Below are 14106 nucleotides of genomic sequence, written 5' to 3' on the forward strand. Positions count from 1 at the left end.
CCCGGTTTGCCGCGTAAGCGGCGAGACCGGGAGCCAGTTTTCCGTGTGGCCGACGACTGAAAAAAACAATCAGACAAGAGTTTACAGGATCCCGGCTTTGCGCTTCGCACCAGCCGGGAGGACAATTCTAAGGTTCGGAGATCACCTCACAGGACACAGTTTCTCCTAAAACGGACCGCATTGGATGCAACGGAAGCAAGTCGCCTAAGCGGCTCGGCCCTGGAGATCTGAAGCTTCCGCGCTGGTCTGCTTTCGCAGGAGAGTTCGCGCACAGACCTCAGTGATGCTCTTCCTTTGTCGCCTTGATCAACGCGGCGTTGAAGTAACGCAGTCCTCGGACATGCCGCGCCGTACCGATGATTTTTGTGGCGTCGCCTTTTCTGACGACGGGCAGGGCGGCCTTGCCGCAGGAATCGAAGCTTTTCAGAGCACTTTCCAGGCTGTCCGTGTCGTGCAGGTAAGGGCCGTCCTCACCCGGATTGAAAACTCGTTCCTCTTCGTTTTCCGGCGGTGGATCCATGAAATCGCGCACTTTCACGGTCTCGCTCAGGAACTGATGGGCGCCTTCGTTGACAAAGCAGCCACGCATGCCGAGTTGCCAGTGGAAATAGGACTTGCCATGAACTGCCTGGGTCAGGCCCGTTGCGATCGAAACCGCCAGCAACAGGGCGATCGACAACGCATAACCGCCGGTCAGCTCGAAGACGATCACCGTCGTTGAAAACGGAGCACCCAACACGGCTGCCGCGACCGCGCCCATGCCAAGGATCGCGTATAGGCCATGGCTGGACGCCATTTCGGGAAAGACGGAGGCGGCAATCAGCCCGAATGCCCCGCCTGTCATCGCCCCCAGATAGAGCGCGGGCGAGAATATGCCGCCACCGAATCTTGATGCCAGCGTAATGGCCGTTGCCGCCGTCTTGACCACAAGCAGCGTCAGCATCGTCTGAATGGCGAGTTCCTGTTTCAGGGCAAGGTCGGTTGCTTCATAGCCGACGCCGAGGATTTCCGGATAGAAAACGCCGATTGCTCCAACCACCAGGCCGCCGATCACGGGCCTGAGCCAGAGCGGCATGGTGATGTTTCTTGCCGTCCAGTCGGAGCCGATCAGAGCAAACTGAAAGATGATGGCAACGGCTGCGCAGGTCAGTCCCAAAAGCGCAAAGGCCGGGATCTCCAGATAGGACGTGATTTCATATTGAGGGATTTCAAAGGCAGCGACATTGCCGAACCAGAGCCGCGACAGCAAGGTGCCCATGACCGAAGCCAGCACGATCGGCACGAAAGCGGAGACGGCATAGTGCCCGAGAACCACTTCATGCGCGAAGAGAACGCCGGCGATGGGTGCGTTGAACGAGGCGGAAACCCCGCTGGCAACAGCACAGGCGAGGAGCATGCGTCTGGCGCTGTCGGGTAGCTGGAAAAAGGAGCAGACCGCCGTGCCGAGCGTTGCGCCCAGATGCACCACCGGTCCTTCGCGCCCGGCACTGGCACCGCCGCCCAGTGAGATGGCCGTCACCAGGGCGGACCAGAGTCCTGCCTTGAGCGGTAGACCACGCCCACCGTAAGCCCGGGCCTCAATCACGTCGGCAACGCCGCCCGCTCGCTGATAAGGGTGATATTTGTGCAGGATCCAGCCGACCAGCAGTCCAGCCACCGCGGGTGCGAGCATGATGATCCACCATGGCTGTTGAACGGCAGCCTGGATCGTCAACTCTGTTGTGGTGCGCAGCCAGGGCCACTGGACGAGCCCGATGGCTGTTCTGAAAGCGATTGCGGCAAGGGCGACGAGGGCGCCGACCACAATCGCAAGCAGCCAGACCAGCGGCAGCTTGTTCGACCGGAACTGGCGCACGTTCGGCGTTATCCAGCTTATGAGGATATCTGGAAGTTGGCCGGCGGTTTCAATTATCTTGCGCATCGTTCGGGCCGGGGGTCGGGTACATTGTCTGGCTGGTGCCCATTTTGCCCGAGTCGGGACGAAAGAACAGGGCTACGAAAGCCCAATCGGCCTTAATCACCCCAATTTGTTTTCACGGAGCCTTTTGCGGGATCCCGATGCTCCTGCCGGCACGCTCCGGGCGAGGCAAATCGGCCTGTGCCTCCGCAAGCGCCGTCAGATTGTGCAGGATGTCCTCCGGCCAGGGAGCGACCTTGCGCGCGGACATGTCGACATGAAGGCTCATCTGTTCGGATGTCGCCGACAGCCAGTCCTCCTCGGCGTGGCGCAGCTCCTGAAAGAAATGCGCCCGCTTCAAATCGAGCCCGACGAGCTGCAGGGTCACGATAACAGGCATCCCCGCGCTCAATTCGCGGAGATAGCAGACATGGACCTCTGCGGTGAAAAAGGATGCGCCACGGGTCTTTACGTAATCCGGTCCCATGCCGAGGCGTTCGAACACCTGGTCGACCGCCGTATCGAACAGAACGTTGTAATAGGCCATGTTGAGATGGCCGTTATAGTCGATCCAGTCGTCCTTCACGGTCATGACATTGCTTTTGACCTGTGCTTTTTCCCAAAGTGCCGTCATCCTGATCTCCCGAAACCTTGACGTGCAATCGCCCGCAGCCAAGGCCAGTTTTGGCTTTGACCTTTTCCGCTTCCGCTAACATATTCAGATTTGAAAGACGGGGCCAAATGCGAGCCCCAAAAGGAAGGATACCGGTCCGAAATGGCCATTGAAGCGGAAGTTGCGCGCCCGGGCGATCCGAGCGAGAGAGTTGCAGACGTCATCAATTTGCTGAAACAGCGGTTCGGCGAACGCCTTTCGACATCAAGTGCGCTCAGGGAGCAGCACGGCCACACCACGACCTGGCTCCGCAATGAGCCACCGGATGCTGTGGTTTTCGCCCAGTCCACCGAGGAGGTGGCGGAAATCGTGCAAACGTGTGCTGCACACAAGGTGCCGGTGATCGCCTTTGGAACAGGAACGTCTCTCGAAGGCCATGTGAATGCGCCGCTCGGCGGTATTTCGATCGATCTCAGCAGGATGGACAAGATTCTGGAAGTGAATTCGGAAGATCTTGACTGTCGGGTTGAAGCTGGTGTTACACGCAAACAACTCAACAGTTACATCCGGGACACCGGTTTGTTCTTTCCGATTGATCCGGGTGCGGACGCAAGTCTTGGCGGCATGGCGGCAACACGGGCTTCCGGAACGAATGCGGTTCGATACGGCACGATGAAGGATGCCGTTCTGGGTCTTACCGTTGTGACCGCTGATGGCCGCATCATCAGGACCGGGGGGCGGGCCCGCAAATCCTCTGCGGGGTATGACCTCACCAGATTGTTTGTCGGATCGGAGGGAACGCTCGGCGTGATTACGGAGCTGACCATCCGTCTGTTCGGCCAGCCGGAATCCGTTTCCGGCGGGATCTGCCCGTTTCCCGACGTGGAATCTGCTTGCAACGCAGTGATCACGACGATCCAGATGGGCATTCCGGTGGCGCGGATCGAATTGCTTGACAGTCTTCAGGTCAGAGCCTGCAACTCCTATTCGAAACTGGACCTTGCCGAAACACCGACGCTGTTTCTCGAGTTCCACGGCTCCGAGGCAGGCGTTCAGGAACAATCCGAGATGTTCTCCTCGATTGCGGAGGAGTTCGGTGGAGGCCCGTTTGAATGGACGACCGTCGCCGAGGAGCGGACGAAACTCTGGACCGCACGCCACGATGCCTATTGGGCCGGCAAGGGCCTGCGTCCGGAAGCGGACATTGTCGCAACCGATGTCTGTGTGCCGATCTCCCGTCTGGCCGAATGCGTTGGCGAAACGGCGCGGGATATCGAACAAGAAGGCCTTCTGGCGCCGATTGTCGGTCATGTCGGCGATGGAAACTTCCATGTTCAGGTGCTGGTCAACCTGGATGATCCGGAAGAAAAGCGGAAAGCGGACGGCTTCATCGAGCGCCTTGCTGTGCGTGCACTCAAGATGGAAGGCACCTGCACGGGTGAGCACGGCGTCGGCCAGGGTAAGCAGAAATATATGCGGCGCGAACACGGCGATGCGATCGACTATATGCAGTCGGTCAAACGCGCGTTCGATCCGGACAATTTAATGAATCCGGGCAAGATCCTGCCTCAGTCATGATATTGTATCGAATCAGTTCAATAAGCTCGATTTTAACCTCGGCAGTCTATACGTGCCGTGGACGGCGGGTGCGGCTGCTTGCCTGTTTGCAGTGCAGCAAAGATAGGTTACATCTGTCCGGTGTGTTTGGAGAGCAAGGAGACAAAGCCTGAACTCCGTTTACATAACGCTGGGAATTTCAGTCATCCTGGTGCTGGTCGCAGCACTGGTCGGGCCGTTTTTTGTCGACTGGACAGTTTACCGTTCCACTTTTGAATCCTATGCAGAGCGCGCGCTGGGGCACCGGGTAACCGTGCTCGGTGAGGCCGACTTGCGGTTGTTGCCGGCGCCATCCCTCAGTTTTTCCGATGTCCGGGTCGGTGAGGCGGAAGATCCTCTGCTCGTCGTTTCCCGCTTCAATGTCCGTATTGAGTTGCCGCCTCTGATGAAAGGCGAGATCCGCGTCATCGAGATGGAGCTTGACCGTCCGCACCTGTCGCTGTCGCTGGATGAAGAAGGCCGGCTCGACTGGCTGACCGCACGGACTTCCGACGGAGCACTGGCAAACCTTCCACCTGAAGATGTGGCCTTCGAGAAAGTCACGATCCAGGATGGCGCTCTGTCCATCGTCGATGCGCGTTCCGGTGAAACCCACACGATTGAAAATGGCAACCTTTCGGTCAGCGCGCGTTCGCTCGCCGGCCCTTTCAAAGCTGGGGGCAGCCTGTCGATCGAAGGTTCCCCCTATAACGTCTCCATTGCCACCGGCAGGGCCCAGGAAGATCTCGGCATTCGCATCAAGGGTGAGCTGACCCCGACAGACTGGGCGGTCAATTTCTCCTTTGACGGCATGTTGAAGCAAGCCGATGCCGCGCCTGCGTTCGACGGCAATTTCAATATCGCGTCGATTGTCGTCGACGACGAAAATCAGAACGGCTGGGAGTCGGAAGGCCGCTTTACGGCGGATATTGCCGAGGTTGCCGTTCCCGAATTCGAGTTCCGATACGGACCGGAAGACAAGCGGCTCAGCGCGACCGGGAGCGCCGACCTGGTTTATGCCGGCGACAAACGGTTCGAGATCCGGGCGCAGTCGAAACAGGTGGACCTTGACCGGTTGCTTGGCGGAGGGCCGCTTGCACCCGTGGATCTCAACGACGCGAGCAGTCAATTGATCGCTGCCCTGCGGGCAGTACCGCTTCCGCCCATCGAAGGGGCGATTTCCATGGACGTGCCGGCCGTTGTTGCCGGAGGCGGCATCATTCAGAATGTGCGTCTGGACCTTGAAACCATGCTCGGGGGCTGGCGCGTTGCCCGCTTTGCCGGACGTTTGCCCGGCCGGACAATGGTTGCCACGCAGGGTGATCTTGGGCTCGAGCCATCCATGAGCTACCGCGGAGCTCTCTCCATCAGTTCAGACCAACCCGGTTCTTTCCTTGGTTGGTGGCAGCAAAAGGAAGACGGTGTTTCGGCGATGGAACCGATCGCGCTTGAAGGGCGATTGAACCTGTTGCCGGAAGGCGCTGCCTTGAACAATCTGCGGCTCACGCTGGCTGGTTCGGAAGCGCGCGGGGGGCTTTCCTATCGCAAGCCGCGCAGCGGCAACGCGACCTTCTCGCTCAGTCTTGATGCCGACCGCCTGGATCTGGATTCGATCGAAAGCCTGGCGGCGCTGATACAGCCTGAAACGAGCGAAAGCGGAACCACCGAAGATCCGACCGGACTGGATGTTTCTTTGCGAGTGCGGGCAAGCGAAGTCGTCGCGCGCGGCGTTGACGGCAAGGGGCTTGCGCTGGAGGCCGAGTATTCTGATGGCGGAGTGCGGATCGACCGGCTGTTCGCGGATGATTTTGCGGGCGCCCGTTTCGATGTCAGCGGGGAAATCCGAAATCTCTTTTCTGCGCCCGAGGGAGCCGTTGCCGGCGTGCTGGATGCGCGGGACCTGTCTGGCCTTGTTGCACTTACCGGAAGTGTCTTTCCGGAGTCGGTGTTTGCCGAACGTTTCGAAAAAGCCGCAGGAAGCCTCGTTCCCGCGAACTTTGAAGGTGAGCTGAAGGCTGCTGCTCTCGGTGACGGCACCGACATGACGCTGACGCTGGACGGCACTGCGGGCGGAGCGGAAGCCTCGGTCAGCGCCGAACTCAAGGGGCGGGTCGACGATTGGCACGGTTCGGAGCTCGATCTCGCTGTTGGAATGAAAGGGCCTGACGGCAGCAGACTGCTTCAGCAACTTGGATTTGACATCATCCCGATCGATGAAAACGCGGGCGGCGAGCTGAGCCTGACGGCGAAGGGCATCCCGCAAGAGGGGCTGAACGTCGCGCTTGCCGCAAGTGTCGGCGTATCGGACCTTGCCGCAGACGGCACGATCAAGCTTCAGAAAGACCAGGATCCGGATTACAGCGTAACGATTTCCGCGAAGACGGACGATATGGCACCGCTGGCGCTAATGGCCGGCAGTGTCATGCCGGTGATGACCGGTACGATCCCGGCGGAAATGACGTTTGAGGTCAAAGGCGTTGGCAGTGAGCTGGAAATCAGCAATGCGTCCGGTGTACTCGGCGAGACAACCTTCGAAGGACGTTTGGAGGGCGATCTTGAGGCCGCACCGGGGGAACGGAACCGCCGCTTTTCCGGAGAGCTTATCCTGAGCCAGGCCGATCTTCGCAGCCTGACTGAGCTGGTACTTGGTCCGGATCAGTGGTTTGCCGCAGGTGACGGAACGAGCATCTGGCCGACCGGTCCTTTCGGCACACCACTCCTGGATCGTCTTGATGTTTCGCTTCAATTCGAAGCCGGCCGGCTCCTGATCGACGAGGAAACGGCGATTGACACACCTCGTGCGGAGCTGCGTATTTCTCCGACGCTCATGCGTCTGGACGGCCTGAGCGGCGCGTTTGCGGGCGGCAAGCTGACCGGCAGCCTTTCGGTACAGCGTTCTGACGCGGAAGCTGCCATGTCGGGGCGCGTCAAACTTGACCGGGCGGACCTGCGCCAATTGATCTGGCGGCCGGACAACCGCGCGGTTGCGTCCGGTACGCTCGATCTTTTCCTGGAATTCGAAGGCGCGGGCCGGTCGATCTCGGCGATCGTCTCGGGTCTTAGCGGCGGCGGCACGTTCTCTCTGGAAGAGGGCGACTTCCGCGGACTCAATCCGCAGGCATTCCCGCTGGTGACCCGCGCGGCCGATGCCGGACTTGAGCTGGAAGACGACAGGATCCGCGAGGTCTTCGTGAGCCACATGGCCGCCGGGAGCCTGCCTTTTGAGCGCGTCGATGGCACTCTTACCCTGGTCGGCGGACGCTTGAGCGCCCGCAATGTGGTGGTCGATTCCACACGGGCGGAGATTTTCGGTTCCGGCGAAGTTGATCTGAGAACCTACGATCTCGATGCCGATTTCTCGTTGAAGGTGGACCCTGGCGAAGATGCCGTGACCGGCGCGGAACCCCAGGTTGGGTTGCTGTTTGAGGGATCTGTCGACGCGCCTGACCGCCAGATCGATATTGCGCCTTTCACGGCCTATCTGACCCTGCGCGCTTTCGAGCAGGAAGTCGAGCGGGTTGAAAAACTGCAGGCCGAGATCCTGGAACGTGACCGTATTGTCCGCGAGTTGAAGCGCCAGAGGCAGGCAGGGGACCGCCGGGTTCGCGAAGCTGAAGCCGCAGCGCTTGCTGCCGAAGAAGAACGGTTGCGGCTGGAAGAAGAAGCCCAGGCGCAAGAAGAGCAGAGAGATCTTCTGGAAGGGGTTGACCCTTTACCGATCGAGGACGCCCTTCCGGCTCCGCGGCAACAGAGCAGCGCGGATCAGCCGGCTGGAGACGAACCATTCGCCGAGCGCATCCGGGCAGTCCTGAGCCCGTCCGAGCCGCAGACGACACAATCGGTCCCTGGTGGACCGACGCCGGCCGCCAAGCCGACCAACAGCCTGCCGCCGCTCGACCCGCCGATTTCCATCGAGGATATCCTGACGCAGGATGTCGGGGCACCGCTGGTTCTGCCGGGCGCGCAATAGAAATCGTCAGGATTGTCCGAACCTGACCTTCTTCATTGCCCAGACCCTCACCGCCGATGACAGCGGGTCGTCCGGGTCACGGTTGTCATCGATATCCGCAATCAATCCTGCAAGAGAGCGCTTTTCCGCTGCTGTATGGGCGTCTACGACGTCCCAGAATTCCGGCTCAAGGGCAAGGCTTGTGCGGTGGCCGTGCAGGGAAATGGACCGTTTGAGAAGGGCCATTTGCGTCAGTTGGTGTCGTCGTCGGAGGTTTCGGCCCCGGGCAGTCGGTGGCCGTCTACCTGTTTTTCGAGGTCTTCGCGCCTGCGGCGCGCTGCATCGCGTTCGGCCTTGGTGCGGCCGAATTTCAACCGGTTGTCTGCAGCTCTTTTTTCCTTGTCCGCCCGGTCTTTTTGTTTGCGTACCTGGCGCAGATTGACGATCTCCGCGCTCATGCCAGTCTCCCGCGGTCAGGTTTTCTTTCGAAACGCGTCCAGCGACACGACTTCACCGCCGCCGTCACTGTCGGAACTTTTTTCGGCCGGTTTTTCCTGATCGTCCTTCTCGGCGGATGCCGCTTCAGGTTTTTTGTCAGTATCGGGAGCCTGTCCGGCCTCGTTGTCGGCGTGTTCCTGCTCGGCCTTTGCCAGTTCCTCGACGGCTTCGAGAAGCTCTTCGGGAAGTTCCTCGGCGGTCTTGCCCGGGTCGAATTCCAGCGCGAACTGAACGGACGGATCGAAAAAGCCCTTGATGGCGGAAAACGGAACCAGAAGTTTTTCCGGCACGCCGCCAAAGGAAAGGCCAACCTCGAATGCATGTTCGCCGATGGCCAGATCCCAGAATTGGTGCTGCAGGACTATGGTCATTTCCTGCGGATAGCGTTCCTTGAGCCTTTGGGAAATACGGACACCCGGTGCGTTGGTGTCAAACGCGATGTAGAAATGATGATCACCCGGCAAGCCCGTGCGGCCGACCTCGGCAAGAATCTTCTTGACCGCTCCCCTGAGCGCGTCCTGGATCAGGATATCGTATCGCAGAAGGTCTTCAGACATCAGTTCTCGTCGAATCTCGCTTTAAAATTGCTCTTTCCGCTCCACATTGACGCTCCGTGACCAAAAAGAAAAGGCAATTTTCCAAGTGATACCGGATTAATGCGTCTTTCCTGAAACGGCTTAGCCCCGGCAGAAGCGGAGCTGGTCAGGCGCGGATTTTGGAGCAGAAGCAGAGCGGAAGGTGAAGGCTTCTGTTGCCAGGTGCCTTCGAACCCCGCCTGCCGGTGCTAATCCAGCAGGGCTTTAAAGGACTACCGGCACTGCATTACGCAGCGACAGCGTTGTCCATAGCATAGTTGTCGTTTGCAACTATTAAAACAGCCCGATAACGGTGGTACAATGCCGAGCAAAAGCACAGTCTTTACGCCCTCGTCGATCCTATTTCGCCCCCGCCGAAACCCGCGAGATTTCCTGAAGTTGGCCTCACGGGCTTGGGTGGAGGCGCCGGGTACCGCCCCCGGGTCCGATAGGTTTATTGCACTGACAGTTTATTGCCATAGCTGGCGAACCAGCAGGCTTGATATAAGCGTTTCAGACCTGAATTGAAAGAGGTTTCGGGCAACGCGGATGCTTTGCCGGCAAGCTTCAGAAGCGCTCATCCACAGCCGAACCAGTCGGATCTGGGGAAAGCGCGAGGCGAGGGGCTGCGTTTTTTCCAGAATCTGCGAAGTTAACGGGTGGCTCTCCTTTTCTCATCCGAAAGTCACTTACCGTGCAGCAATATCTCGATCTCCTGACCAAAATTCTCGAGGAAGGCGTCGACCGGGGCGACCGCACGGGCACCGGAACAAGGTCGATCTTCGGGCACCAGATGCGCTTCGACCTGTCAGAAGGTTTTCCGGTGGTGACGACCAAGAAGCTGCATCTCAGATCAATCATCCACGAGCTGCTGTGGTTTCTGGCAGGTGACACCAACATCCGTTATCTCAACGAGAACGGGGTCAAGATCTGGGATGACTGGGCCGACGAAAACGGAGAGCTTGGACCCGTCTACGGCTACCAGTGGCGTTCCTGGCCGGCCCCGGACGGCCGGTCAATCGACCAGATTGAAAAACTGCTGGAGATGATCCGGACGAACCCAAACAGCCGGCGCCTGATCGTCTCGGCCTGGAACCCGGCGCTGGTCGATGAAATGGCGCTGCCGCCGTGTCATTCCCTGTTTCAGTTTTATGTGGCCGATGGAAAGCTGTCCTGCCAGCTCTACCAGCGCTCAGCAGATGTGTTTCTGGGCGTACCCTTCAACATCGCTTCCTATGCGCTGCTCACCATGATGGTCGCCCAGGTCACCGGGCTGGAACCGGGCGACTTCGTGCATACGTTCGGGGATGCGCACCTTTATTCCAACCATTTCGATCAGGCCCGGGAACAGCTTACCCGCGCCCCACGGCCCTTGCCGCAGCTGAAGATCAATCCGGCTGTCACGGATCTTTTCGCGATCAAGTTCGAGGATTTCGAACTGGTTGGCTACGACCCCCATCCGCACATTGCTGCGCCGATCGCGGTGTAATTGGTTCAGCTCCCGATCAACCCGAGAAATGTCCTGAAAGCTCGCCCTGAAGGATGGCGTTAAAGGTGCGCGGTGCTTCGAGCGGAACATAGTGACCGCAATTCGGCACCTCGTGGTAACTGCCCTTGAGAGCATCTTCTGACTGCTTGCGCGTGGTCTGAGGACCGGGCGCAATATCGTCGCTACCGGAGACAAAGACTGTTTCGCCGGTGAAGCTGCGCAAAAGCTCATGTCGGCTGGGACGGGTGTGAAATGCGATCGTGCCGTCAGCAAGCTCATCCGCGGTCCGTTTACTGAAATCCTCTCTTGCGTTTTTCAAAACCATGGCATCGCAGGATTTCGAAAAGAGCGGTGCCCAGTAGGCGTCCCATGCGGCGCCGGGGCCACGTCTGTGAATGTGGTCGACTGCCTTTTCCAAAAAGGCTGGTTCTGGATTTCTGTGCGCCTTGGTGCCGACCAGCACCAGGCATTTTACCCGCTCCGGCACCCTGCTCGCGATCTCAAGGGCGCACGAGCCACCGATCGAGCAGCCGATGATGATCAGTTTTTCTTCATGCACCTGATCGAGTGCCGCCAAGGCCCAGTCCTCGACCGAACTGCCGTATTGATACAGCGTCGGAGCGTAAGTACGAGCAGGAAACAGGTCGAACTGGCCGTGCCACATTGCCCCGTCCATTGGCAAGGCATGCAGGAACAAAATCGCTGGAGGCGCTGCGGGTTTCAAACCCGTTTTCCTTGGTTGGGAAAATGGATGTCAGATCACTCTAGCGGGATTCGATTGTCAGCTCACCTCAAACCACGTCATCATCCCGGATACCGCATGACCCAGCATATGGCAGTGGATGAGCCATTTGCCGGGATTGTCCGCGACAAAGGCGATCTTCACTGTTTCGCCTGGGTCTGTGGTGAAGGTGTCGCGCCAGTCCTGGTGTTCGAGTGGTTCGCCGTTGCGCTCCAGAAGACGGAAGTGATGACCGTGAACATGCATGGCATGGGCGAAACTGGTGTCGTTTCGACTTTCCAGAACGACAGTCTCGCCCCGCTTTGCCGAGAACATCGGTGCGTCCTGCATGCCGGATGTGCCGTTGAAGGTCCAGAAGAGGCCGTCCTGCATCATCTGGCGCAATTCGTCTTCCGTCCGGTCTCTAAGCAGCGACCGCATGCCACCCATTGCGCCGCCTTCCATCAGAAGCGGCATTTCCAGCGCGTCCTGCAGGTCGGGCTCGGGCAGGGTGTTGACCGGGGGCAATCTTAGAGAGGGACCTTCAGATTCCGCGTCTTTCACCTGAAAATTGGCGAATGCAAACGGCCGTCCGGTCATCATTTCAAATGGAATCGTTCCCGTTGCTTCAGGCCGCAAGACGAGATCCATGCGCTGCGCCGGGGCAAGCTGCACCGTGCCGGGCATGTCGCGTGGTGCATTGAATGTCTGGCCATCGAGGCCGATGAGCTTCGCGCCGAAGCGCTCCGGGGCAAGGTCGAGAATGCGGGAAGCCGACGTGTTGATCAGCCGCACGCGGTGCCAATGGCCCTTCTTCAGGGGAATATCCGGTAGCGACGTGCCATTGATGGTCAGCCAGTTGCCGAGCCGGCCTGCGTGGGAAAAGTCGTGCCGGGCACCAAAGCTTGCGGTGTCCAGGATACCGTTTTCGTCGAGCCGCCAGTCGCTGAGCACCAGCGTAATGTCGGTGTCCTGTGAAAAGAGCGTTTCGTCATCTTCAATGATTAGCGGACCCGACAGTCCGCGCGGGACCTGGTTCCAGCTCATATTGTGGGCGTGATACCAGTAGGTCCCGGCATCCGGCGTCAGAAACTCGTAGTCGAAGACTTCGCCGGGTTGGACAGGAGGCTGGGTCATTCCGGCAACGCCGTCCATGGAATTGTCGATGCGGATGCCATGCCAATGGACCGAACTCGGTTCGTCCAACTCGTTTTTGAAGCGTACCCTGACCCGCTCGCCGCGCTTCACGCGGATTTCCGGACCCGGCAACCGGCCGTTATAGAGCCAAAGATCCGACTGTCCGCCATTCGCGCCATAAAGGCGAACCTGCCCCTTGGCAGCCGTCAATTCCAGAAAACCGTCTGTCGTTTTTGCAAGCGAAAACTGAGGCGCTGCGACTGCTGCGCAGCCGGAAAGGGCGGTTCTCAAAAAAGTTCTGCGGTTCAAGTTTGTTCTCCGGCTCATGTGCATGCGGATGTCCAGACAATGCTTTATGGTGTTTCCAGCAGCTGGAAGGTCAAGACGGCGCGACCCGCCGACCCGAATGCGGCCAAGAAATCGCTCGCAATTTGAACCTGTCTGGTCAGAATACAGGAATTGCTTGTCCTTCGGGGTCGTAGCCATGGCACTTCCAGACGTTTCTCTTTCCTTGTCACCTCACGCACTGACAGCCGAGAACCGGGGCTTCGACCCCATGATCGGGCGCAAGCTGGTCGCAGGCGTTGAAGCCGGATTGCTTCGCAATCTTCATGTGGTTCTGGCCGAACGGGGCGGTGAAACGATCCTGGAAAGCTATGGCAGCGGTCCGGACGAAGACTGGGGCCGACCGCTTGGCGACGTCAGCTTCGGACCAGAGACCCTTCATGATTTGCGTTCGATCACCAAGAGCGTTGTCAGCCTGCTTTACGGGATCGCGCTGGAACGGGATCTTGTACCGCGCCTCGACACGCCGATCCTGAGTGCTTTTCCGGGCTATCCGGATCTCGCGGCGGATCCGGCCCGCATGAGCCGGACCATCGAGCACGCCTTTACCATGAGCCTTGGCATGGATTGGGATGAGACGAAGCCCTATACCGATCCGGAAAACAGCGAGATCGCGATGGAACTTGCACCGGACCGCTACCGGTTCATTCTGGACCGCGCGCTCGTTGCAGAGCCCGGCACGCGCTGGATCTATAGTGGCGGCGCGACCGCGCTGATCGGCAAGATTATCGAAACCGGAACCGGAAAAACCCTGCCGGAGTTCGCAAAGGAAGTCCTGTTCGACCCTCTTGGCATAAAGACGTTCAAATGGTCGGCGGGCAAGGATGGAACCCACTCATCGGCTTCAGGCGTACGGCTGACGGCACCTGATCTTCTGAAAATTGGCCGCCTTGTGCTGAACGACGGCGTCTGGGAAGGGCGGCAAGTGGTGCCCGAAGCCTGGCTGACCGCCTCGCTCCGTCCAGTCATTGCGACCGGGGAGGGCGTCGACTACGGCTATTTCTGGTTCTGTGGAAGCGCGCACATACCCGCATTGGGCGGTCAGGTGCCCTGGTTCGGTGGGTTTGGCAATGGCGGGCAACGGCTTTTTGTCTGTCCGAAAGCCGACGTCGCCGCCGTTGTCTATTCCGGCGACTACAACAACTGGCTCGCCTGGATCACACCAACCCGGATATGGCTCGAGATCATCCTGGCCAATCTTCAGCGGGCTTGAGCTTGAACGGATTGATGAATCCTGAGACGTGGTTCGTCTAGAAGGATGGCCGCAAGCGAAGCTCATTAACCGG

Annotated in this window: 11 protein-coding genes and 1 other RNA gene; 4 read left to right on the top strand and 8 right to left on the bottom strand. The window is 59.2% G+C overall.

All coding sequences use genetic code 11. The features are described 5' to 3' along the window. Nucleotides 1–277 precede the first annotated feature (277 nt). Together RBB47_RS12800 and RBB47_RS12805 are read right to left on the bottom strand one after the other, a co-directional pair. Nucleotides 278–1921, bottom strand: a complete 1644-nt coding sequence (locus tag RBB47_RS12800; RefSeq protein ID WP_305986192.1) for a chloride channel protein — start codon at nt 1919–1921, stop codon at nt 278–280. A gap of 112 nt (nt 1922–2033) precedes the next feature. Continuing rightward, entirely contained in the window at nt 2034–2531 is a 498-nt protein-coding gene (locus tag RBB47_RS12805) for a thioesterase family protein (RefSeq protein ID WP_305986193.1), read from the bottom strand. Between the two features lie 141 nt (nt 2532–2672). On the opposite strand from RBB47_RS12805, the gene RBB47_RS12810 reads away from it, so the two are divergent. Then, on the top strand, nt 2673–4088 hold the full coding sequence (locus RBB47_RS12810; RefSeq protein ID WP_305986194.1) for an FAD-binding oxidoreductase: 1416 nt from the start codon (nt 2673–2675) through the stop codon (nt 4086–4088). 175 nt (nt 4089–4263) lie between these two features. Then, a complete protein-coding gene (locus RBB47_RS12815; RefSeq protein ID WP_305986236.1) occupies nt 4264–8076 on the top strand; it encodes an AsmA-like C-terminal region-containing protein in 3813 nt (1270 codons plus the stop codon). Nucleotides 8077–8082: 6 nt separating this feature from the next. On the opposite strand, the gene RBB47_RS12820 is transcribed toward RBB47_RS12815, so the two are convergent. From RBB47_RS12820 to ssrA, 4 genes are all read right to left on the bottom strand, one after another. Then, nucleotides 8083–8301 carry a ribbon-helix-helix domain-containing protein gene (locus tag RBB47_RS12820; protein WP_305986195.1) on the bottom strand — a complete coding sequence of 73 codons (219 nt, stop codon included), beginning with the start codon at nt 8299–8301 and terminating at the stop codon, nt 8083–8085. A gap of 5 nt (nt 8302–8306) precedes the next feature. Continuing rightward, nucleotides 8307–8513, bottom strand: a complete 207-nt coding sequence (locus RBB47_RS12825; RefSeq protein WP_305986196.1) for a DUF4169 family protein — start codon at nt 8511–8513, stop codon at nt 8307–8309. Nucleotides 8514–8528: 15 nt separating this feature from the next. Further along, on the bottom strand, nt 8529–9110 hold the full coding sequence (locus RBB47_RS12830) for an SspB family protein (protein WP_305986197.1): 582 nt from the start codon (nt 9108–9110) through the stop codon (nt 8529–8531). A gap of 180 nt (nt 9111–9290) precedes the next feature. Continuing rightward, nucleotides 9291–9662, bottom strand: a transfer-messenger RNA (tmRNA) gene (gene ssrA / locus RBB47_RS12835). Between the two features lie 160 nt (nt 9663–9822). Here ssrA and RBB47_RS12840 point away from each other — a divergent pair. Then, complete coding sequence (locus tag RBB47_RS12840) at nt 9823–10617, top strand: thymidylate synthase (RefSeq protein ID WP_305986198.1); 795 nt, start codon at nt 9823–9825, stop codon at nt 10615–10617. A gap of 16 nt (nt 10618–10633) precedes the next feature. Here the strand turns inward: RBB47_RS12840 and RBB47_RS12845 are convergent, their stop codons facing one another. Both RBB47_RS12845 and RBB47_RS12850 read right to left on the bottom strand, forming a co-directional pair. After that, nucleotides 10634–11341, bottom strand: a complete 708-nt coding sequence (locus RBB47_RS12845) for an alpha/beta fold hydrolase (protein ID WP_305986199.1) — start codon at nt 11339–11341, stop codon at nt 10634–10636. 57 nt (nt 11342–11398) lie between these two features. After that, nucleotides 11399–12784 carry a multicopper oxidase family protein gene (locus tag RBB47_RS12850; protein WP_305986200.1) on the bottom strand — a complete coding sequence of 462 codons (1386 nt, stop codon included), beginning with the start codon at nt 12782–12784 and terminating at the stop codon, nt 11399–11401. A gap of 175 nt (nt 12785–12959) precedes the next feature. Here RBB47_RS12850 and RBB47_RS12855 point away from each other — a divergent pair, with 175 nt between their 5' ends. Continuing rightward, nucleotides 12960–14033 carry a serine hydrolase gene (locus RBB47_RS12855; protein ID WP_305986201.1) on the top strand — a complete coding sequence of 358 codons (1074 nt, stop codon included), beginning with the start codon at nt 12960–12962 and terminating at the stop codon, nt 14031–14033. Nucleotides 14034–14106: the final 73 nt, after the last annotated feature.

The sequence above is a fragment of the Roseibium sp. MMSF_3544 genome (assembly GCF_030732845.1).
Classification (GTDB): domain Bacteria; phylum Pseudomonadota; class Alphaproteobacteria; order Rhizobiales; family Stappiaceae; genus Roseibium.